This window comes from Streptomyces sp. NPDC050743 (genome assembly GCF_044456925.1).
In the GTDB taxonomy this organism is placed as follows: domain Bacteria; phylum Actinomycetota; class Actinomycetes; order Streptomycetales; family Streptomycetaceae; genus Streptomyces.
This window is the reverse complement of the sequence record NZ_JBITGJ010000024.1, coordinates 1-19839: the sequence shown is the minus strand read 5'-3', so window position 1 is coordinate 19839 and position 19839 is coordinate 1. Positions and strand designations below refer to the sequence as shown.

Sequence of the window (19839 nt, the reverse complement as noted above, 5' to 3'; positions counted from 1 at the left end):
ACGCTCAGGAACCGAGGGCGGTCAGCCGGCCGACGAGCTCCGCGAAGGGGCCGTCGGCCGGCTCGTCCTCGACCATCCCCTTCAGCAGGGTCGCCATGCCCTCGTCGTAGGCGGCACTGACCGCGGCCAGCGCGGCGAAGTCGTGCACCAGCTGGACCTCCAGCTCGGCGCGCGGGATGCGCCGGCCGTCCAGCCAGATCAGCGCCGTGGACTCGGCGAGCGAGATCCAGGAGCGCACGACCAGCTCCAGGCGCGGGGGCGCGTCCGTGACGCCGAGGTGCGACAGAATCTGCTCGTACGCGGCCTGGCGCACGGAGTCGATGAGCGCGTTGGTGGCCGAGGAGCCCACGGCCGGGCCGCCGCGCATCAACGCAGAGAAACCGGGGCCGTGTTCGTCCACGAAGTCGAAGAAGCGGCCCATCACCCGCAGCAGCCGCGCGCCGAGCGGGCCTTCGTGCGGCTCGGCGAAGCGGCCCGCGAGATCCTCCGAGGCACGCTTCAACGCGGCCTCGTACAGGCTGAGTTTGCCGGGGAAGTAGTGATACACGAGCGGGCGTGAGATGCCCGCGGCCGACGCTATCTCGTCGATGGAGACCTCGTCGGGCGAGCGTCGGCTGAACAGGTCGAGGGCGACGCCGATCAACTGCTGCCGCCGCTCCTCGACACCCATCCTGCGGCGAACCCCGGTACTCATGCGAACACCTTACCGATCGGATTCGGCCGCAGGCGTTCACATGTCGAGCACCAGGCGATCGCTTCGGGCCCGCGAGACGCAGATCAGCATCGAATCGCCGCGCTCCTCGTCGGTCAGCAGCTCGTCCCGGTGGTCGATCTCCCCTTCCAGCACCCGCTGTTGGCAGGTCCCGCAGAATCCCTGCCCGCAGGAGTAGGCGGTGACCGGCAGTTCCCGGCGCACGGCGGCCAGCACGGTGGAGTCGGCCGCCACGGTCAACGTCCGTCCGCTGCGCCTCAGTTCGACCTCGAACTCCGCGTTGCCCTCGGACGACGTACGGGGCGCGAACCGTTCGAGACGGACGTCCGGGAAGCGTGCCGCGACGGCCGCCATGAGTCCCTCGGGGCCGCAGGCGTAGACGGCGGCCCCCTCGCTCACCTCCAGCGCGTCGAGGTCCGGCCGCCCCTCCACGACGGTCACCCGGCCGCCGCCGCCCAGCTTCTCGACCTCCTCCAGGAACGGCATCGAGGCCCGGTCGCGTCCCGCGTACAGCAGCCGCCACTCGGCGTGCTCCGGCAGAGCCCGCAGCATCGGCAGCAACGGGGTGATTCCGATCCCGCCGGCGACGAAGACGTACGACGGCGCCTCGACCAGCGGAAAACGATTCCGCGGCCCCCGAACCACCAACTCCATGCCCTCGGTGACCTGCTCGTGCACCTCGCGCGAGCCGCCCCGGCCGTCCTCCACCAGCCGGGTCGCGACCGTGTACGAGGAGGTGTCCTCGGGGTCCCCGCACAGCGAGTACTGCCGCACGAGCCCCGACGGCAGGACGAGGTCGAGATGCGCTCCGGGCTCCCAGCGCGGCAAGCCCCGTCCTTCGAGGCGGAGTTGGACGACGCCTTCGGCCACCGTCTCGCGGGAGGCGACCAGCAGCCGCAGTGCCTGCGAGCGCGGCCGGCCGGAGATCGGCGGGTCGAGGGCGGGCAGCGGCCACAGCGGCGAGGCCTGGACGCGGCGGCGCAGGGCCCGCCGGGTCAGCAGGGCGGCGCCCGCGACGAGCACGAGGGTGCGCAGCTTCGGCATCAGGCGGCCCTCTTCTCCGCCGCCGTGGCCGCCGGGGAGGAGGCCAGGTAGGCGACGGCCTGCTCGGTGTCGCCCTCCTGCGAGGGGTGGTAGGCGCGGCTCAGATAGCGGGGGATGGACCTGAGCATGTCCCCGGTCCCGGGCAGCAGGCCGCTCCGGCCGCGGTCGTAGAAGTCCTTGAAGGAGGCCTTGCCGTCGATGAGGGTCGGGTCGTTCTCCATGAAGAACCGCGCCCCGCGCTGCCACAGGAACACCAGCGCCGAGAAGGCCGTCGCCCAGGTCCGTACGCGCCGGCGGTAGCTGCCGTCGACGTGCATGAACAACTCGAAGGCGACGGAACGGTGTTCGACCTCCTCCGCACCGTGCCAGCGCAGCAGGTCCAGCATGGTCGGGTCGGCGCCGCGCCGGTCCAGTTCGCCGGCGTTGAGCACCCAGTTGCCGAGGAACGCGGTGTAGTGCTCGATGGCCGCGATGAGCGCGACCCGCTCCATCAGCCACCACCTGCGCGCCCTGCCCGGCGGCAGCGTCCGGTCGCCGAGCAGCTTCTCGAAGAACCAGTCGACCTGCGCGGTGTACGGCGTCGGATCGAGCCCCTGCTCGCGCAGATGCGGCAGCACCTCGTCGTGGGCCTGGGAGTGCATGGCCTCCTGGCCGATGAACCCGATGACGTCCTCGCGCAGCCGCTCGTCGCGGATGTACGGCAGCACCTGCTTGTACACGTGCACGAACCACCGCTCACCCGCGGGCAGCAGCAGGTGCAGCACGTTGATGGTGTGCGTGGTGAACGGATCATCCGGCACCCAGTGCAACGGCGTGCCGTCCCAGGAGAAGGACACCTTGCGTGCCTTGAGCGGCACCCGGGCCTGCGTGTTAGACATGGCGTCAATGTACTGACGGGTAGGCGCCCTGAGAACCCCTGGGACGAGCCTTGTTTACGCCGCTGTCAACAAAGGCTCTACCGCAACCCGCTGATCTCGGTCCCGTCCGCCAGTGTGCCCTTCAGCGAGGCCTGGGCCCCCTGCTCGGCCCGGGCGACCAGGAACTGTCCCTGGCCGGCCGCGGTGACCCCGCCGCCCGCCTGGATCGACGCCGTGTCCTTGTCGCCCGCCGCCAGCAGGTACCAGTGCCCGGCCGCGGACTTCCACAGCACCCCGGCGAGCACATGGGGATCACGCGGACCGCAGGCCCGTGCGTCCGTGCCCTTGGCGACCGCCGCTCCCGCCGCCGCGCCCGGCGTGCGGAACTGGGCCAGCGCGGCCGTACCGTCGCCGCGCCAGGTCTCGGCCCTGGTGCACACCCATCCGGCAGCCCCGCTGCCGTCGGGCAGCGGCTGGTCGGCGAACGCCCAGGCGTTGACGCTGCGCACCCCGGCGGAGCGCTCGGCCTGCAGTGAGCACGCGAACGGCGCCCACGCCTGCAGCCCGGCGGCCCCGGACGCCTCGCCCGCCGATCCGGGCCGCCCGGCGGTGAGATGAGCCGGTACCAACTCGCCCAGGTCGGTGGTGAGTTCGGTGCCCGAGGCGTCGGTCAGCTGGAGCACGGTCCAGGAGGTGCAGCCGCCGGGCCGCAGCGCGGGGCTGGCCAGCGGCGCGGTGATGCCGTCGGCGACGGTCAGCGCGGTCGCGTCCGCGTCCGGCTTCGTCAGGTCCCGCACGGCCGCCTTCTTCACCCACGGCGCGGTCAGATAGCGGACATTGCCGTCGGAGCGGCCCAGGACCAGCGCGCTCGCCTCGGCGCCGGTCGCGCCGTCGACCCGGGCGAAGTCCAGGGCCGCGCCCTGGGTGCCGTCGACCGGCTCGGCGTACCGGGCGATGCGCAGACCGTCGTAGAACATCACCACGCGCGCGTTGTCGACCTTGCCCGCGTACAGCAGCTGGGGCGGGCCGGCCGGGCCGCCGGTCTGGGTGCCGGGGGTCGCCGAGACCCGGACCTCGGCGCCGGGGCGGGCCCACACCGCGAGGGCGCGGCGCAGCAGGGCCGTGTCGCCGGTGAGCGGGCCGCGCGCGGGCCACACCGAGAAGTCGGTGCGGGCGGCGGTCCTCCAGTCGGCGGGGGAGACCCGGATCAGCCGGCCGGGGTCGAGGGCGGCCTCGGCGGCAGGGTTCTCGGCGTAGGAGGGCGCGGCGGCGCCGTCCGGGCCCCAGCCGCCTTTGGGCAGGGCGACCAGCGCCCCGCACACCGCGAGCGCTGCGGCGGCGGCGAGGGCGGCCTTGGTGTGCTGGCGGCGGCGCATCAGATCGGTGGGCCGGGCCTGCAGCAGGCAGGGGTCGAACTCGGGGGAGGAGAGCAGTCCGGGCTGGGTGGGCACGCCGTTCGCGGAGGCCAGCGCGCCGCCCGGGTCGTCCACCCCGGCCGCGGTGAGCAGCTTGCGGATCTCGGCGTCGGGCAGCCTCTCCAGGCCGCGCAGCACATACGCGGCACGGGTCGGTCCGGACAGGGCGGACAGCCGCTGGTCCAGGGCGAGTTCGTCGGCGCCCCCCGAGCGCGGGAACAGCCTCAGGCCCCACACCTGCGGCAGCAGCGGCGGCAGCTGGGCGAGCCGGGGCAGGCCCTTGCGGGGCCGGGCCGCCTCCAGGGCCGTACGCAGGACGCGCTCGCGCAGGAAGGCGTACCCGGGGTCGCCCTCGCGCCCGGCGGCCTGGGCCGGGATCACGGAATGCCGCCCCCGGCCCCGGGGCAGGGCGCGCTGGACGAGCGCGTGCGCGGTCAGTACCCGGCGGCTGCGGCCGAGGCCCGGCGGCAGCACCAGATAGGCGATCCGGACCAGCCGTGGATAGTGCTCGACGAGCGCGGCCTCGGCCTGCTCGACATCGACCGGTCCGGTCTTCCCGGAGGTGAGTGCGTGACGGGGGGCTGCATCCTGTGACTGCACGTCATGGAGAACGAGCGGAGTGTGAGTTGGTCACCGCCGGATGGGTGACGCGGCCGGCCGACGGCATCGCCGAGGGCGTGGCCCAGGCCGTCACCGCGTTTGAGCGCGCGGCGTCCCGGAGCCGTATCCGAAGGAGCTGAGGCATGCTTGGCCCACTGGACCGGAGGAACAGATGAGGGTGACACGACTGCTGCCGGCCGCCGCGGCCGTACTGGCGCTGGCGGGCTGCGGCTCGGGCGGGGACACCAAGGCGGTCCCGCCCACCGCGACCGGCAGCCTGGAGAGCCTGGCCGCCGAGGTGAAGTGCAAGCCGGACATGCAGACCGACGCCGACGACATCCGCCAGGCCATCTGCGACAACGGCGACGGCAAGTTCATCCTCGCCACCTTCGCCACCGACCGCGGCCAGCGCGAGTGGATCAACGACGCGAAGGACTACGGCGGTTACTACCTCGTCGGCCGCAAGTGGGTCGCCGTCGGCGACGACGGGGTCGTCAAGGCGCTGCGGGGCACCCTCGGCGGGGATGTGGAGACGGGCACGAACCATGCCGCCCACGCCGGGCACGGCGGCTGAAGACGCGGGAAGGCCGGTGACGGGAGGGGGGTCCGTCACCGGCCTTGTTCTTGGCCCGGTCAGGGGGTCACGCGCAGTTCTGACCGCGGTTGATGCAGGAGGCGATCTTGTTCGCCAGGCCACCGGTCGTGACGCTGATGAAGTCGTCGTGATCGGTGATCGCCTTGTGCAGCTGCTCCGGGAAGCCGTCGACCGCGTAGGCGTTCTTCACCGTGCCGTCCGCCTGGATGACGGGCTGCGGCACGTTGTACACCAGGCGCATCGTCAGCTGCGGGATCGCCTTGAAACCGTTCGGGCAGACACCGCTGCCGGGGTCGGCGAAGGCCACGTGCGTACGGTGGTTGGCGCTGTCGATGTTCTGGCCGTCCCAGCAGCTCTGGAAGGCGAACGTGCGCACCACCTTGCTGCCCGTGGGGCAGATCGGGTACTTGTCCGTCAGCTGCACCCTGTTCTCGAAGCCGGTGCAGCTCCAGTGCGCGTTGGCGTTGGCCGTGCCGTTGGTGGCCGCCTTGGCGTCACCGGTGATGATCCGCAGGAACTGCGGCATCGCGACGACCTTGCTCGCCGGGCTGCCCACGTACTTGATCTGGGCCTGCTGCGCGACCAGGATCTTGCCGACGTTGAGGTCCTTGCCACCGCCGTCCGCGTTCGCGTCCTTCTCCTGGGTGCCGTCCTGCTCGCGGATGACCGGCCAGTAGTACGCCGACAGGTCGTTGCGGTTCTGGCAGCTGCTGCCGCCCTGCAGGAACGTCTGGTTGCTGGAGAACGCGTTGACCTTCTGGTTGCCGACGTAGTCGTGGACGTGGTGGGCACCGTTGGTCACACCGGGGGCGACGATCACGTTGTCGCTGTTGTGGTTCTGGTTCGCGTTCACCCCGCAGCGCGTGGTGAACGTGCCCGTCGAGGCGTTGGGGGTCTTGTTCGGCTTGGACAGGACGTTCGGCGCGACCTTGGTGATGTCCACGAAGTCCGCCGCGGAGGGTCCGTCACCGGCCTGGCCACCGTTGTTGCCCTGCTGCTGACCGCCTTGCTGCTGACCGCCTTGTTGCTGGCCGCCCTGCTGCTGGCCGCCGTTGTTCTGTTGCTGGCCATCGCCGTTCCCCCCGGCGGTGGTCTGGTTGGCGGACTGCGTCGTACAGGCGGCGAGCTGCTTGATGGCGTTGTCGAAGGACCCGCCGACGCGCTGGATGTCGATCCGGATCCGGTCGATCGTCGCCGCCCGCTTCTCCTTGAGGGGGCCGACGATCGCGTTCTGCACGAAGTTCGGATCCTTGGCCTGTGCGTCGCGCGTGGAGGCGAGCCGGGTGTAGGCCTCGGTGATCTGCTTGTCGAGGTTGGCCAGCTCGGTCGCCACGCCCTGGCGGGCCCGCCACGGCACGTTCGTCAGCTTCTGCTGGACGTCCGGACAGGAGATCGTCGCGACCTGCGCCGTCGCGGCCTTCGTCTGGTTGCCTCCCCACGTCTGGTTGTGCGACTCGTGCGCAGAGGCGTAGAAGTTCGCCCAGATCAGCCCGCCCCCGCCGAGCGCTAGGGCCGCCGATGCGGCTATGGCCTTGGTGGCCAGCGGCGTACGGCGTTTTCGTGTGTTGCGTCCCATGGAACTCCTCTGACTTCCTTGCGGGGCAGCATCGAGGCGCCCGACAGGAGTGAAGCGGCGCCCTTCCATACGGACGCCGCCCCAGAGGTGTTCACCCGTCTCACAAATTCCTCGCAGAAACAGGTGAGTTGGCAGGTCAGCGGTCCCGGTCCAGATAGGCGAGGACCGCCAGCACGCGCCGGTTGTCGTCGTCCGACACCTCCAGGCCCAGCTTGGTGAAGATGTTGGAGGTGTGCTTGGCGATGGCGCGCTCGGTCACCACCAGCTGGGCCGCGATGCCCGCGTTCGACCTGCCCTGCGCCATCAGCTCCAGCACCTCCAGCTCGCGCGGGGTCAGGCCCGCGAGCGGCCGGTCGTCGCCGGCCCGCCGGGACAGCAGCTGCTGGATCACCTGCGGGTCCATCGCCGTACCGCCCGCCGCCACCCGTCGTACGGAGTCCACGAACTGCTCGGCGTCGAACACCCGGTCCTTCAGCAGATAGCCGATCCCGCCGCTGCCGTCGGCGAGCAACTCGCGCGCGTACAGCTGCTCCACGTGCTGGGAGAGGACCAGCACCGGCAGCCCGGGCCGGGCCTTGCGGGCCGCGAGCGCGCACTGCAGGCCCTCGTCGGTGTGCGTGGGCGGCAGCCGTACGTCGACCACGGCCACGTCCGGATCCAACTCGGCCAGCGCCCGGGTGAGTTCGGGGCCGGACTCGACGGCGGCGGCGATCTCGAAGCCGAAGGCCTCCAGCATCCGCACCAGCCCGTCGCGCAGCAGGAAGAGGTCTTCGGCTAGGACAACGCGCACGGGATCTCCATGGTCACCAGGGTGGGGCCGCCTACGGGGCTGCTGACGGCCAGGACGCCGTCGAATGTACCGAGCCGGCGTTCCACCCCGGCGAGCCCCGACCCGGCCCCGATCGCCGCGCCGCCCCTGCCGTTGTCGGTGACCGCGATCCGCAGCCGGCCGTCGGCGTGGTGCACGTCGACCCAGACCCGGTCGGCCCCGGAGTGCTTGGCGGCGTTGGTGAGCACCTCGCTGACCGCGAAGTAGGCCGCCGACTCCACCGGCGCGTCCGCCCGGCCGGACAGCTCCACGGTCACCTCGGCCGGCAGCGGCAGCCGCAGCGCCAGCGCCCGTACGGCGTCGCCGAGCCCGCGTTCGGCGAGGACCGGCGGGTGGATGCCGCGCACCAGGTCGCGCAGCTCCTCCAGGGCATCGGCCGAGTTCCGGCGGGCCTGGGCGAGCAGCCGCTTCGCCTGGGCCGGGTCCCGTTCCACCAGCATCTCGATGGTGCCGAGGTCCATTCCCATGGCGACCAGCCGAGCCTGCGCCCCGTCGTGCAGGTCCCGCTCGATGCGCCGCAGTTCGGCGGCGGAGGTGTCCACGGCGTCCCGCCGGGTCTCGGTCAACACCCTCACCCGCTCGGCGAGTTCGCCCTTGCCGTTGTCGAGCACCGCCCGGGTGAGCCGGAAGTGCGCGGTCAGCAGGGCCGGGGTGTAGCGCAGGGCGACGCCGAGGAGGACGAGGGCGAGAACGCCCGCGCCGATGGCGTTCGCCTCTCCGGTGACCGGGACGAACGCGTACCAGTAGGTGCCGCCGCCGTGCGTGTACGGCTGCCACAGCCCGAAGGGCAGCATCAGCCCCTCGACGGGGTAGAACAGCAGCACGGCCGGGACCAGCGCCGTGACGAAACCGACCGTGACGTCCACCGGCAGCCAGCGCACGTCCCGCCAGGTCTGGGGGTCGCCCAGCATCGTGAAGGTGCGGGTCCACGGGTTGGTGCCGCGGGGGATCGGCCGGTACGCCGCCCCGATCCGCACCCCGCACCACTCGCCCGCCAGCCTGCGGCGCACGTCCGCCAGCGCGCGAACGCCCGTCAGCACGGCCGGAGTCGTCACCAGTCCGACGCCGAGCGGGATGAAGGCGAAGGACAGTGGGACCAGTACCAGGAACACGATTCCGAAGGGCAGCACGGTCACTGCCAGCACCAGCCCGCGCACGGCGGCCAGTACGGCCTCCCGGACGCGGCCGCTCTTGTCCTCGCTGCTCATGCGGCAAGTCTCGTCGATCCCGGGGCGGGGGTCATTGGCCCGAGGCCCCCTCCTGCGGGGTGGTGTCAGGTACACCCCCGCCGCCGGCCAGGACCTTCGCCTCCACCTCCGGATCGACGCCCTTGACCGTCCGGTCGGGCCGCAGCGGTGCCACGCCGCCGAGCCCCGTCAGCCAGCGCCAGGTGTCCGCCACGGTCTGCGCGGCCGGTCGGCACACCAGACCGGTGGCCAGCGCCCGTGACACGTCCGTCCGGTGCACGCAGTCGTACAGCTCGGTGCCCGGTGGCGCCCACACCGGCAGCCCGGTCCACGGTTCGATCCCGGCGGCCAGGATCGTTTCCGGGTCGGTCCAGCGCAGCTCGGCTTCCGCACCGGTGACCCGGACACACAGGTCGAGCAGCTCGCCCATGGTGCTGTGTCCCGGCGGGCCGACCAGGTCGTACGGCCCGCTCAGCGACTGTTCCACCGCGCCGAGCAGCCAGCCGGCCAGGTCGCGGGCGTCGATGAACTGCACCGGCAGCTCGCGCGGCCCGGGGGCCAGGACCGGGCCGCCGCGCGCGATCCGGGTGAGCCACCAGGGCAGCCGGCCCACGTTCTCGTACGGGCCGAGGATCAGCCCGGCCCGCACCAGCAGCGAGTCCCGCTCACCGAAGGCCTCGACGGCGGCCAGCTCGCCGCCCCGCTTGTCGCGTGGGTAGTCGGTCGGCCCGGCGTCGGCGGCGGCGCCCTCGACCAGCGCCCCGGCCGCGGCGGCCCCGCCCAGGGTGGGCCAGGGCCAGGCGTACACGGACCGGCTGGAGACGTACACGTACCGGGCGGCACGGCCCCGCAGCAGCCGTGCCGCCGCGTGCACGGCACGCGGCTCGGCCGACCAGGTGTCGACCACGGCGTCCCAGGAGCCGGCGCCTTCGGCGAGCTCGGCCAGGCCGTCCGGTGCGGTGCGGTCGCCGTGCAACGACCGCACCCCGGGCGGCGCTTGGTGCCGTCCGCGGTGGAAGACGGTCACCTCCCAGCCGCGCCCGAGCGCCGCCTCCACGACGGCCCGCCCCACGAACTCCGTACCGCCCAGCACCAGAAGTCTCATACCGGTGATCGTGCCCGCTCCGGGCGCCGGACGGTACGGGGCTCTGCCGAGGGCAGAGCGGCCCGGTCAGCGGCCGGTCGGCGGGGCGTACTTGTAGCCGACCCGGCGCACCGTCTGGATCGTCCGACGGTGCTCGGCGCCCAGCTTGCGGCGCAGCCGGGCGATGTGCACGTCCACGGTGCGGCCGTCACCGACGTGGCCGTAGCCCCACACGGTGGTGACCAGCTGGTCGCGGGTGTGCACCCGGTGCGGATGGGCCACCAGGTGTGCGAGCAGCTCGAACTCCAGGTAGGTGAGGTCGAGTTCACGGCCGTCGACGCTGGCGATGCGCTGCACGGGGTCGATCCGCACCAGCGGCTCGGTGCCCGCCTCGGCCGCCGTCTCCGGCTGGTCCGGCACCGCGACCGGCAGGAACGGCGGGCGCTGGTCGGCCGGGACCAGCACCAGGTAGCCGACCATCGGCGGCTGCCCGGGCAGGCTCGGCAGGGTGTGCTGCGGCGCGGGCAGCCAGGTGGCGCCCGGCGGCAGGAAGTCCGCGACGTCCACCACCTCGTCCCGGTCGACGGCGCGCAGCCGGTGCCGGGCGGGGGCGGTGAGGGTGGAGGGGGAGGAGAGAGAACGAGTGGTCGCCATGAGAGGTCAGCTCTTTCGCGCGAGAAGTTCGTCGGTGGGAGCGACGGCCGCGATTCGTGGTCGGGCGCGCCGGGGACGTACGTCGTTCCGCGCTGGCCGAAGGCCGGGGGTTACGGCTTTAGAGGGCCCGCGCGTTCACCGCGCGGCAACACACCCGGTCGAAGTCGTGGTGCTGACGGGAGGGCCAGAAGGGCTCGAGGTCATGGCGACCCGTCGCGGTGATCTCCTGGAAGCTGGCCATGGGCCCATTGAAGCAGACGCGGGCGCCGGACAGGACCCCGCGTGAAATGTCGTCTCGGCATCCGGACGAGGGTTGTCCCGCCGTCGGTCTCCGCGCCGTTCACCCCGTCGGTCTCCACGGCAGCGCACGGCACGCAGCAGGGGCGCCCGCCAGCACGGCGGGCGCCCCTGGGTGAAGCGGGACGGATCAGAGCTGGCCGGCCTTCTCCAGCGCGGAGCAGCAGGTGTTCACCAGCAGGCGGGTCACCACGTACGGGTCGACGTTGGCGTTCGGGCGGCGGTCCTCGATGTAGCCCTTGCCGTCCTTCTCGACCTGCCACGGGATACGGACAGAGGCGCCGCGGTCGGAGACGCCGTAGGAGTACTTGTCCCAGGGGGCGGTCTCGTGCAGGCCCGTCAGGCGCTCGTCGATGCCGGCGCCGTAGTTCTTGACGTGGTCCAGCGGCTTGGAGCCCTCGCCGAGCGACTCGCACGCGGTGATGATGGCGTCGTAGCCCTCGCGCATGGCCTTGGTGGAGAAGTTGGTGTGCGCGCCCGCGCCGTTCCAGTCGCCCTTGACCGGCTTGGGGTCCAGGGTCGCGGAGATGCCGAAGTCCTCGGCGGTGCGGTACAGCAGCCAGCGGGCCACCCACAGCTGGTCGGAGACCTCCAGCGGCGCGAGCGGGCCGACCTGGAACTCCCACTGGCCCGGCATGACCTCGGCGTTGATGCCGGAGATGCCGAGGCCGGCCTTCAGGCAGTTCTCCAGGTGGGCCTCGACGATCTCGCGGCCGAAGATCTCGTCGGCGCCGACACCGCAGTAGTAGCCGCCCTGGGGGGCCGGGAAGCCGCCCTCGGGGAAGCCGAGCGGGCGGGAGCCGTCGAAGAAGGTGTACTCCTGCTCGATGCCGAAGATCGGCTCCTGGGCGGCGAACCGCCCGGCGACCTCGGCCAGCGCGGCCCGCGTGTTGGACGGGTGCGGGGTCAGGTCGGTGCCCAGGACCTCGCACAGCACCAGGACGTCGTCGCCGCCGCGGATCGGGTCCGGGCAGGTGAAGACCGGCTTGAGCACGCAGTCCGAGGAGTGGCCCTCGGCCTGGTTGGTGGAGGAGCCGTCGAAGCCCCAGATCGGCAGCGCGTCGAGACCGGCCGGGGCACCCGTGATGATCTTCGTCTTGGAACGGAGCTTGGCCGTCGGCGCGGTGCCGTCGATCCAGATGTACTCAGCCTTGAAGCTCACGGGGCCACATCCTTAAGCGGTGGGTCGGGCGCACTCGTCGTCGCGGGTGCTGCGGCGCTGCGGCACTGGGGCGCCGCTCGATCTGCCGGGCAGCCTGTCAACAGGCGATTTCCCGTCCATTGCCCGTGTGTGAACCCCGTGTTACCTGGTCGTTCTGTGTCACGGCTCACGTTGTGAGGTGCCGGCGGGCGGGGTATGGGCGCCCTCCGCCGCGGCCTGCCGGACCCCGTCGAGGAAGTCCCGGATCGCGGCCCGCTGATGGTCGTCGTAGCCGCGCAGCAGCTCCAGCGAGCGCTCGATCAGCGGCCCGAAGAACGTCCGGCCGAGCTCCACGGCACTGTCCGTCACCTCCACGACGACCTTCCGCCGATCGCTCCGCCCGCGCGCCCGCCGTACCCGACCCGCCCGCTCCAGCCGGTCCAGCAGCGCCGTCGTGCCCGCCGAGTTGAGCCCGAGCTCGGCCCCGAGCCGCCCCGCGGTCAGCTCCTCGCCCGCGCGCCGCGCGTCCATGAGCGCGATCAGGGCGCGTACGTCCGTGGGATGCATGCCGTTCTGCTGCGCGAACCGGCCGCTGTGCAGGCCGAGTTCGACGACGGCGGCACGCAGCAGGTGGACGGTCTCCAGATCGGACTGCACGCGGGGCCTCCCGGACTATCATCTCGTTCGGCGAGTATCTCGCCGAACGAGATGATAGGGGGGCGGTTCCGTGGGCGGAGACACCGGATACGACAGCGAGGCCTTCCGGGTTGCGTACGACAAGGTCCTGGCGAAATGGCCCGCCGAGCGGGAGGCGCTGACGGTCGCCACGCCCTTCGGCGACACCCGCGTCAACACCTGCGGCCCCCGCGACGCGCCCCCGCTGCTCCTGCTCCCGGGCGGCGGTGGCGCCACCTCCGTCTCCTGGTACGCCCAGGTCGCCCAGCTGGCCCGGGTGCGCCGGATGCACGCGGTCGACGTGATCGGCGCCCCGGGCCTGAGCGTCCCGGCCGGCGACCGCCACCCCCGTACGGTCGCCGACCTGACGCGCTGGCTGGACGCGGTCCTGGACGGCCTGGGCGCCGCCTCGGCCGACCTGGGCGGCCACTCCTACGGCGGCTGGATCGCCCTGCACTACACCCTGAGCGCCCCCGCCCGGACACGCCGCCTGTTCCTCCTGGACCCGACCCAGTGCTTCGCCGGGTACAAGGCGGCGTATCTGCTGCGCGCCCTGCCGATGCTGCTGCGGCCCACACCCCGCCGGGTGCGCGCCTTCCTGGAGTGGGAGGCCGGGGGAGTGCCGCCGGACCCGGACTGGCTCGCCCTCCAGGAGGCAGCCGCGGGCTTCCCGGCCGCGAAGCCGGTGACCGGCCCGCGCCCGGCGCCGGAGGCGCTGCGGGCCCTGGACACGCGGGTCCTGCTGATCGTGGCCGCGAACAGCAGGACCCATGCGCCGCGTGCGGTGGCCGACCGGGCCCGCGCGCTGCTGCCGCACGTGGAGACCGCCGTCCTGCCGGAGGTGTCCCATCACACGCTGCCGCAGTCCGCGCCGGGTGATCTCGCCGGTCGCCTCACCGCGTTCCTGACCGGTGCCTGAGCCTCACCCCACCTTCTCGATCCGGGCATGGCGGATGAGGAACTTGCCGGGCTCCCTGACCTGTTCGAAGGCCGCGTTGTTGAGCAGCACGCAACTGCCGGAGACGGAGGTGACCTTCACCGTCGTGGACTTGTTGTTGTCCAGGTTGGTGACCTTCAGGGTGGTCCCGGCCGGGAACTGGTTGCTGGAGGCGGCCGGGGCGCCGCCCTCACCGGAGAGCGTGACCGTGGAGCCGTTGCAGACCTGCTGACCGGAGGCCGCGGCGGCGCCGCCGCCGTTGTTCCCCGCGGCGGCGGACTGCGAGGGCTGCGCGCCCTGCTGACCGGCGCCCTGCTGACCGGCCTGCTGTCCGGCCTGCTGTCCGGCGCCCTGCTGGCCGTTCTGCGCCTGCTGCCCGGTCTGGGAGCCCTGAGCCGACTCCCCAACCGTGCAACCGGCCGCCTTCTGCTGGACCTCGATCTGCTTGATGACCGCCTCGCGGTTGGCGATCCGGGCCGCCGACTGCGCGTCCGGATGGGCCTTCTGGTCCGCGATGAACCGGTCGTTGTTGCCGTGGGCCGTGGCCAGCCCCTGGCACACCGTCGAGTCCCCGGCGGACAGCGTCTTCGCGCCCTGCGCGGGCTGGGCGGCGTTGGACGTCGTGGCCAGTGCGAAAGCCCCGCCGCCCGCCACCGCCGCGGCGCCGACGAGCAGTGCGATCTTCTTCTTCGTGCCGAGAGTTCTCCTGCGCGACATGCGCGCCTCCTGAAGAGGTAGGGGAGCGTACGCCGCTATGTACGAGATACCGAACGGGGTTACTCAGCGGTTGCGGGAGTCGGTGAAGTGGGCTGCGTCACAGAGGAGTTGGGCAAGCGGCTCAGGCCTTGTCGTGCGCCAGGGCTTCCCGTACCGCGTCCTCGGAGCGGGCCACCAGGGCCGTTCCGTCGTCGGCGGTGATGATCGGCCGCTGGATGAGCCTGGGATGCTCGGCGAGCGCGGCGATCCACCGGTCGCGGGTGTCGGCGTCCCGCGCCCACTCCTTGAGGCCCAGCTCCTTGGCCTCGGCCTCCTGGGTGCGGGTGATGTCCCACGGTTCGAGCCCCAGCCGCTCCAGCACGGCCCTGATCTCGTCCTCGCTCGGCACGTCCTCCAGATAGCGGCGGACGGTGTACTCGGCTCCCTCGGCGTCGAGCAGGCTGATGGCGCTGCGGCACTTGGAGCAGGCCGGGTTGATCCAGATTTCCATGCCGCACACGGTACTCGGCCCCGGCTCTGTTCGAATTTCCGACGCCCCGCCGGCCCCTCCTCGACCGCCTGTCACGCATCCCAAATCCTGTGCCCCACCTGGGCATTCGGCTGCCTTCGCGGACCGCCGATTGTCAGTGGCCGCCGGTAGACTGGAAGCAGTGTTCGAGACAGTCGCCGGAACCCCGGAGGGCTGCCCTGACCGCGACAGGAGGATGCCCGTGCCCGCTGCCGCCCTGAAGCCGAAGCCGTTGCCCACCCAGTCCACCGCCAAGCATCCCGTGCTGTTCGACTCGCCCTACGAGCCCGTGGCGAAGCGACCGCTGCCGGCCGGACGGCCGCGCGAGTGGTACGTCACCCACAACCGCCGTCTGAAGGCCATGCGCCTGGCGATAGCCCTGCTCGACTCCGGGATCTACCAGCCGGCCCAGGCCCGCGACGACATGATCCGCAGCACGGCGGAGGAGATCGGCATGCGCCCGCCGTCCGACACGACGTGCCACATGGTGCGCGCGTTCATGCGCTACAACCGCTGAAAGCCCGCACCGGCGCCGGGTGCCCGTCTTCCCGGAGGCACCCGGCGTCCCCCGCCGCCCTTCGGTCGTGCCCAGGCCGATGCGGCCTCCACCGCCGCACGCTCGTCCGACTCCGCCAGGACGCACTCGACGAACTCCCGCCGGTCCCCGGCGTGCTCCCGAAACCACGACCCCAACCGGTGCTCCGCCTCGGGGAGTTCGAAGCGGGTGTACCGGGCCCGCGCCGACAGGGCGTCCTGCACGGCCTCCGTCACGGCCGGCGGGATGACCGCGTCGGTGCCCGGGACCGCCAGCACCGCCCGGCCCCCGTACGCCCGGAACACCTCCAGCGCCCGTGAACTGCGCCAGCCGGCCGGCGTGCGGATGATCTCGCTGAAGCGGCCCTGGCCGTTCTCGAACGGCACGTCCCAGGCCTCGGGCGCGTAGACGGCCGGCGCGCACAGGCCGACGGCCACCACCCGTGGGCCGTAGTGCCGTACGAGATCGGCCACCGTCTGGCCGCTCATGCTGAAGCCGACCAGCACCAGCGAGGCATCCGCGGGCGCGTGCGCGTCGACCACCGCCACCGCCTGCTCGAACCGGCGGCGCAGGCTCAGGTCCGCGAGGGATCCCGTGCTGTCGCCGTGGCCCGAGAAGTCGAAGGCCAGGGCATGGCGGCCGCGCTCGGCGAACTCCGTGAGCAGCGGCAGGAGGCGCTGCTTGCTGCCGTTGCCCGCGCCGTGCAGCAGCACCGCCGTGGCCCGGCCGGGTGCACCGGCCGTCAGGCCGCTGAGTCGTTCGCCGTCGAAGTCGTGGGTGAATTCGGAGAGTTCGTTCACGGAGTCATTCACTCATGGCGGACGCGCGCCGGGTGGAAAACGGGATGCGCTCCCCGTCGTCGCCTCCCTACTCTGAACAAACGGCACGAAGCCGACACACTCCACCCCCGCCACACTCACCCTTACGGAGGTCCGTCATGCGTGGCATCGTCGCGTCCGGGACCGTCGTCCTGGTGATCCTCGGAATCGGAAACCATCTGTGGTGGCTCGCCGCCGTCGCGCTGCTGTACCTGTACGCGACGCAGGGACGCGGTTCGCCCGGCACGCCGCCACCCGCCGGCGCGGGCACCCCGCCCACGCCGGAGAGCTACCGCGCCTACCGCGACCGCCGGGACCGGCTGGCGAAGTGGGAGCGCCGCTACCGCCGGGAACGGCCCTTCGAGACCCGCCGGCAGGAGCGCGAGAAGAGCAGGTGAGCGACGGCGTCCCCGGTCACAGACCGGGGGCGCCCCACACGGGGAACCAGCGGCCGAGGTCCTGCTCGATCCGCAGATCGTTCACGAGCGCCGCCTTCACCTGCAGCTCCAGCGCGTTGTCCCGCCGCTCGGCCGCGCCGGGCAGCGGAGCGAACGGATAGAAGGTGCCCCGCTTGTAGAGGTAGACCAGCGCCAGCCTGCGGCCGCCGTCGTCCGCGAAGGCGGCCAGCGAGCACAGCAGCTGCGGGCCGAAGCCGTTGATCTCCATCGCGCTGTTCACCGCGTGCAGATCGTTGACCAGCTCCGGCAGCTGATCGGGGCCGCGCGCGGACACCAGCCAGGAGTAGCCGTAGTCGTCCCGGCGCAGCTCCACCGGCGGACCGCTGCGGTCGGTGTCCGCGTCCAGCAGTGCCTGCACCTCCCGGTGGGTCTGCTCGAACGCCGAACCCTCCACCGTGGCGAAGCACACCGCACCGGTCCCGGTCGGCGTGAACCCGGCCGCGGCCTGAAGGGTCACGGCCGCCGAGGGCAGCGCGAAGAGCTGGTCGAGATCGGGCGCGACCGGTTTCGTGCGGCCCAGCAGGATGTCCAGCAGCCCCAATGCTCAGCCCGCCTTCCCCGGAGTGGCGGCCTCGCCCAGCTCCGCCGAGATCCGGCCGAGCTGCTCCAGCCGCTGCTCCAGGGTCGGGTGCGTGGAGAAGATCCGCTCGATGCCCGGCTCCTTCCCGGTCGCCGGGGTGAAGTAGAAGGCGTTGAAGGCCTGGGCGGTGCGCAGGTCCTTGGTCGGGATCCGCGCGATGTCCCCGGTGACCTTGGTGAGCGCCGAGGCAAGGGCCGACGGGCGGCCGGTCAGATGCGCGGCCGCGCGGTCCGCCGCCAGCTCCCGGTACCGGGACAGCGCCCGGATCAGCAGGAAGCTGATCGCGTACACCGCCGCGGAGACACCCATGATCGCGGCGAAGACGGCGGCGGTGTTCTGGTCCCTGCGGCCCCCGCCGAAGAGCTGCGAGTAGAAGGCGAACCGCACGATCAGGCCCGCCAGCACCCCGAGGAAGGACGCGATCGTGATCACGGCGACGTCCTTGTGCGCCACGTGCGACATCTCGTGCGCGAGCACGCCCTCCAGCTCGGCCGGCTCCAGCCGCCGCAGCAGCCCCGTGGTCACGCAGATCACCGCGTGATCGGGGTTGCGGCCGGTCGCGAACGCGTTGGGCATGTCCATGTTGGACACCGCGACCACCGGTTTGGGCATGTCCGCGAGTGCGCACAGCCGGTCGACCACCGCGTGCAGCTCGGGATACTCCTCGCGCTCCACGACCCGGCCGTGCATCGCGAACATGGCGATCCGGTCGGAGAACCAGAACTGCGCCACGAACATCGCCCCGACCACGACGACGACCAGCACCCAGGACTTCAGCAGCGCGATCAGCGCGGCTACGAACGCCACGTACAGCAGACCGAGCAGGAACATCGTCAGACCCATGCGCACGGTCAGCCGTCGGTCGCTCCGGAAGCGGCTCTGCATCTTGCATCACCCCGCAGTCAGGCACTCGTCCCGCTGTCCAGTGTGCACCAGCCGATTCCCATGAACAGGTCCCGAACGCCCCTAGGAGCGGCAAAACGTGCCCGTGAGTCGGCCGGCCGTCGCCGAACGTCCCCGGTCACCGTGCGCCGGGTACGACCCGCCCTAGCGCGAGGAGCCGAACTGCAGCAGCCCGATCAGCACCATGACCGCGATCACACAGCCGAAGACCACGGCCGTCGACGCCCATGACGCCCGGCGCGGCACCGGCTCGGGATCGGCGCGGAAGGGCGCCGGGTTCGGCGGGTTCTCCTTCCAGCGCGCGGCCAGCATCCGGGCCCGGGCCGAGGGCTCCTTGTGCTCGGCGGAATTCGCCCAGCGGTGATCGAACTCCCGCTCCCAGTCGTCCTGTTCCGTCATCCCCGTTCAACCTCTCTCGTCCGGCAGGGTCAGGAGGGATGATCCCCCGGAAGTAGGAAGTCCGGGAAGCGGGAAAAAGTTCCCTCGCCCCGGTGGCCGGGCCGGCGGCGGCCGGCCGAGCGACGCGGCGGACGGCACGACGACGCCGTACAGGTCCTCGATCGTCGCGAGCGCGCCGTGGTGGAGCTGCTCGGCGGACACCTCGGCGACGGCGGTCTGCGCCCGGCTCGGTGTCGAGGAACGCGTTCGGCGACTGCTTGACGACCACCGCCTCGCCCTCGGCCGGCGCGCCCGGGGTCTCATCGAAGCCGCTTCCGGCACACGGGCTGAGCACGGGGAAGGCCCCCCGGCCGAGCCGGGGGGCCTGTCCAGTCCGCGGGGACCGTCTGTCACACGTCGAAGAAGTGAAGGGCCGGGCTCCTGACCTGCGGCCGTGTAATCGATCAACGCTGCGACCTGCGACTTAGCTGTCGGTGGTTGTCAGCGTTGGTCGTCGTTGAGCACCCCCGCACGGCCCAGAGACGGCCCCGGCCCTCGGCTGGACCCGATATGTCGATCATTCGGATCGGCGTTCCGATTCTTCCGGTGGTCGGGCGCGCAGGAGGTGCTGGGCGGCCTGGAAGGCCTTTGCTTTTAGGTCGTCCAGTGAGATATCCCAGCTCTCGTTCCAGTCCTCCAGATCGCTCGCGCACAGGGCGATCGGGTGCAGCTCCTCGGGGTAGGGCCAACGGAGGTCAAGCTCGGTTAGCATCTCTAGCCAGATCTGATCGGCACCAGTGGCGGGATCGAGTGAGCCGTCGACTATCTGCTCCGCCAACCAGTAGATCAGGGCCCAGGAAGCGGCAGTCGGGTCCGCGGGGGTCTCGAAGTGCAGACTCAGCTCCTCTAGGACCTGATCGAACAGATCCGGCGCTTCGGGCTCCTCGCGCCGTCCCAGTCCAGCCAGGAGCGCTATCGATGGCGTGTCGACACCAGCCAGAAGTGCGTCAAGCCCCGCTTGGATGAGCCGGTCAGAGCCGACGTGACGGCCCAATGCCCGTTCCTGAGCCACTCGTCGTAGTTGTCGCAGCGCTTCCTCTTCGGTCATGTTCGCGCCCCCACCAGTAAGGATGTGAGTCGGCATCGTGCCACGGTGGCGTTTCCTCGGCACCTCGATTCCGGACCGGCCGTGGTCGCGCCTGCGGACGACGGTGCTGAGGTCGGCGTAGCGGCTTTGGGGTGGCGCTGCTTTGGCGCGAGTGATCATGGCCCCGTAAGCTTCCGGCGCGTCGGGCAGTCTGTGGACCTGCCCGGTAAAGCACGACGTTGGGGCCATGAT

23 protein-coding genes and 1 pseudogene are annotated in these 19839 nt (G+C 71.8%); 4 read left to right on the top strand and 20 right to left on the bottom strand.

All coding sequences use genetic code 11. The features are described from left to right. Positions 1-4 precede the first annotated feature (4 nt). From ACIBJF_RS23155 to ACIBJF_RS23140, 4 genes are all read right to left on the bottom strand, one after another. Positions 5-694 (bottom strand): TetR/AcrR family transcriptional regulator, encoded by a 690-nt coding sequence (locus tag ACIBJF_RS23155; RefSeq protein WP_399176259.1) that lies wholly within the window; start codon positions 692-694, stop codon positions 5-7. Between the two features lie 36 nt (positions 695-730). Then, positions 731-1756: a PDR/VanB family oxidoreductase gene (locus ACIBJF_RS23150; protein ID WP_399176258.1), complete on the bottom strand. Its 1026-nt coding sequence runs from the start codon at positions 1754-1756 to the stop codon at positions 731-733. Next, the gene (locus ACIBJF_RS23145; protein ID WP_399176256.1) at positions 1756-2634 is read right to left on the bottom strand and encodes a metal-dependent hydrolase; all 879 of its coding nucleotides are present in this window, start codon (positions 2632-2634) and stop codon (positions 1756-1758) included. The genes ACIBJF_RS23150 and ACIBJF_RS23145 overlap by 1 nt, the downstream gene beginning before the upstream one ends. 77 nt (positions 2635-2711) lie before the next feature. Then, entirely contained in the window at positions 2712-4628 is a 1917-nt protein-coding gene (locus tag ACIBJF_RS23140; protein ID WP_399176254.1) for a hypothetical protein, read from the bottom strand. 172 nt (positions 4629-4800) lie between these two features. Between ACIBJF_RS23140 and ACIBJF_RS23135 the strand changes: the two genes are divergently transcribed. Then, positions 4801-5202 carry a hypothetical protein gene (locus ACIBJF_RS23135; protein ID WP_399176252.1) on the top strand — a complete coding sequence of 134 codons (402 nt, stop codon included), beginning with the start codon at positions 4801-4803 and terminating at the stop codon, positions 5200-5202. 67 nt (positions 5203-5269) lie between these two features. Here ACIBJF_RS23135 and ACIBJF_RS23130 read toward each other — a convergent pair whose 3' ends face one another. The 8 genes from ACIBJF_RS23130 to ACIBJF_RS23095 all read right to left on the bottom strand — a co-directional run bounded on the left by ACIBJF_RS23130 (position 5270) and on the right by ACIBJF_RS23095 (position 12648). Beyond that, on the bottom strand, positions 5270-6799 hold the full coding sequence (locus ACIBJF_RS23130) for a DUF1996 domain-containing protein (protein WP_399176251.1): 1530 nt from the start codon (positions 6797-6799) through the stop codon (positions 5270-5272). Positions 6800-6935: 136 nt separating this feature from the next. Beyond that, positions 6936-7589, bottom strand: coding sequence for a LuxR C-terminal-related transcriptional regulator (locus ACIBJF_RS23125; protein WP_399176250.1), 654 nt, complete (start codon positions 7587-7589; stop codon positions 6936-6938). Further along, positions 7574-8836 carry a sensor histidine kinase gene (locus ACIBJF_RS23120; RefSeq protein ID WP_399176248.1) on the bottom strand — a complete coding sequence of 421 codons (1263 nt, stop codon included), beginning with the start codon at positions 8834-8836 and terminating at the stop codon, positions 7574-7576. The genes ACIBJF_RS23125 and ACIBJF_RS23120 overlap by 16 nt, the downstream gene beginning before the upstream one ends. Positions 8837-8867: 31 nt before the next feature. Then, positions 8868-9920, bottom strand: coding sequence for an NAD-dependent epimerase/dehydratase family protein (locus ACIBJF_RS23115; RefSeq protein WP_399176246.1), 1053 nt, complete (start codon positions 9918-9920; stop codon positions 8868-8870). Positions 9921-9986: 66 nt separating this feature from the next. Beyond that, positions 9987-10553 (bottom strand): winged helix-turn-helix domain-containing protein, encoded by a 567-nt coding sequence (locus tag ACIBJF_RS23110; RefSeq protein ID WP_399176244.1) that lies wholly within the window; start codon positions 10551-10553, stop codon positions 9987-9989. A 118-nt stretch (positions 10554-10671) separates the two neighbouring features. Beyond that, the gene (locus tag ACIBJF_RS23105; protein WP_399176243.1) at positions 10672-10794 is read right to left on the bottom strand and encodes a hypothetical protein; all 123 of its coding nucleotides are present in this window, start codon (positions 10792-10794) and stop codon (positions 10672-10674) included. A 186-nt stretch (positions 10795-10980) separates the two neighbouring features. Then, the gene (gene glnII / locus ACIBJF_RS23100) at positions 10981-12012 is read right to left on the bottom strand and encodes a glutamine synthetase (protein ID WP_399176241.1); all 1032 of its coding nucleotides are present in this window, start codon (positions 12010-12012) and stop codon (positions 10981-10983) included. Between the two features lie 159 nt (positions 12013-12171). After that, positions 12172-12648, bottom strand: coding sequence for a MarR family transcriptional regulator (locus ACIBJF_RS23095; RefSeq protein ID WP_399176238.1), 477 nt, complete (start codon positions 12646-12648; stop codon positions 12172-12174). Between the two features lie 70 nt (positions 12649-12718). Here ACIBJF_RS23095 and ACIBJF_RS23090 point away from each other — a divergent pair, with 70 nt between their 5' ends. Further along, complete coding sequence (locus tag ACIBJF_RS23090) at positions 12719-13585, top strand: alpha/beta fold hydrolase (RefSeq protein WP_399176236.1); 867 nt, start codon at positions 12719-12721, stop codon at positions 13583-13585. A gap of 3 nt (positions 13586-13588) precedes the next feature. Here the strand turns inward: ACIBJF_RS23090 and ACIBJF_RS23085 are convergent, their stop codons facing one another. Both ACIBJF_RS23085 and ACIBJF_RS23080 read right to left on the bottom strand, forming a co-directional pair. Then, the gene (locus ACIBJF_RS23085) at positions 13589-14320 is read right to left on the bottom strand and encodes a hypothetical protein (protein ID WP_399176235.1); all 732 of its coding nucleotides are present in this window, start codon (positions 14318-14320) and stop codon (positions 13589-13591) included. Between the two features lie 121 nt (positions 14321-14441). Next, complete coding sequence (locus ACIBJF_RS23080) at positions 14442-14810, bottom strand: arsenate reductase family protein (RefSeq protein WP_399176233.1); 369 nt, start codon at positions 14808-14810, stop codon at positions 14442-14444. 220 nt (positions 14811-15030) lie between these two features. Here ACIBJF_RS23080 and ACIBJF_RS23075 point away from each other — a divergent pair, with 220 nt between their 5' ends. Then, positions 15031-15345 carry a hypothetical protein gene (locus tag ACIBJF_RS23075; RefSeq protein ID WP_399176231.1) on the top strand — a complete coding sequence of 105 codons (315 nt, stop codon included), beginning with the start codon at positions 15031-15033 and terminating at the stop codon, positions 15343-15345. On the opposite strand, the gene ACIBJF_RS23070 is transcribed toward ACIBJF_RS23075, so the two are convergent. Beyond that, on the bottom strand, positions 15333-16163 hold the full coding sequence (locus ACIBJF_RS23070; protein ID WP_399176230.1) for an alpha/beta hydrolase: 831 nt from the start codon (positions 16161-16163) through the stop codon (positions 15333-15335). The two genes, ACIBJF_RS23075 and ACIBJF_RS23070, sit on opposite strands and share 13 nt — an antisense overlap. A 137-nt stretch (positions 16164-16300) precedes the next feature. On the opposite strand from ACIBJF_RS23070, the gene ACIBJF_RS23065 reads away from it, so the two are divergent. Continuing rightward, a complete protein-coding gene (locus tag ACIBJF_RS23065; protein ID WP_365325168.1) occupies positions 16301-16579 on the top strand; it encodes a hypothetical protein in 279 nt (92 codons plus the stop codon). A 16-nt stretch (positions 16580-16595) separates the two neighbouring features. On the opposite strand, the gene ACIBJF_RS23060 is transcribed toward ACIBJF_RS23065, so the two are convergent. The 5 genes and pseudogenes from ACIBJF_RS23060 to ACIBJF_RS23040 form a co-directional block, all read right to left on the bottom strand. Then, positions 16596-17180 carry a hypothetical protein gene (locus ACIBJF_RS23060; protein ID WP_399176228.1) on the bottom strand — a complete coding sequence of 195 codons (585 nt, stop codon included), beginning with the start codon at positions 17178-17180 and terminating at the stop codon, positions 16596-16598. Positions 17181-17183: 3 nt separating this feature from the next. Further along, positions 17184-18104, bottom strand: a complete 921-nt coding sequence (htpX, locus tag ACIBJF_RS23055; protein WP_399176226.1) for a zinc metalloprotease HtpX — start codon at positions 18102-18104, stop codon at positions 17184-17186. A gap of 162 nt (positions 18105-18266) precedes the next feature. Beyond that, entirely contained in the window at positions 18267-18521 is a 255-nt protein-coding gene (locus ACIBJF_RS23050) for a hypothetical protein (RefSeq protein WP_399176225.1), read from the bottom strand. A gap of 117 nt (positions 18522-18638) precedes the next feature. Next, positions 18639-18734: pseudogene (locus ACIBJF_RS23045) on the bottom strand (cysteine hydrolase); the annotation flags it as partial. A gap of 343 nt (positions 18735-19077) precedes the next feature. Beyond that, on the bottom strand, positions 19078-19839 hold a 762-nt coding region (locus tag ACIBJF_RS23040; protein ID WP_399176223.1), incomplete at its 5' end, for a hypothetical protein.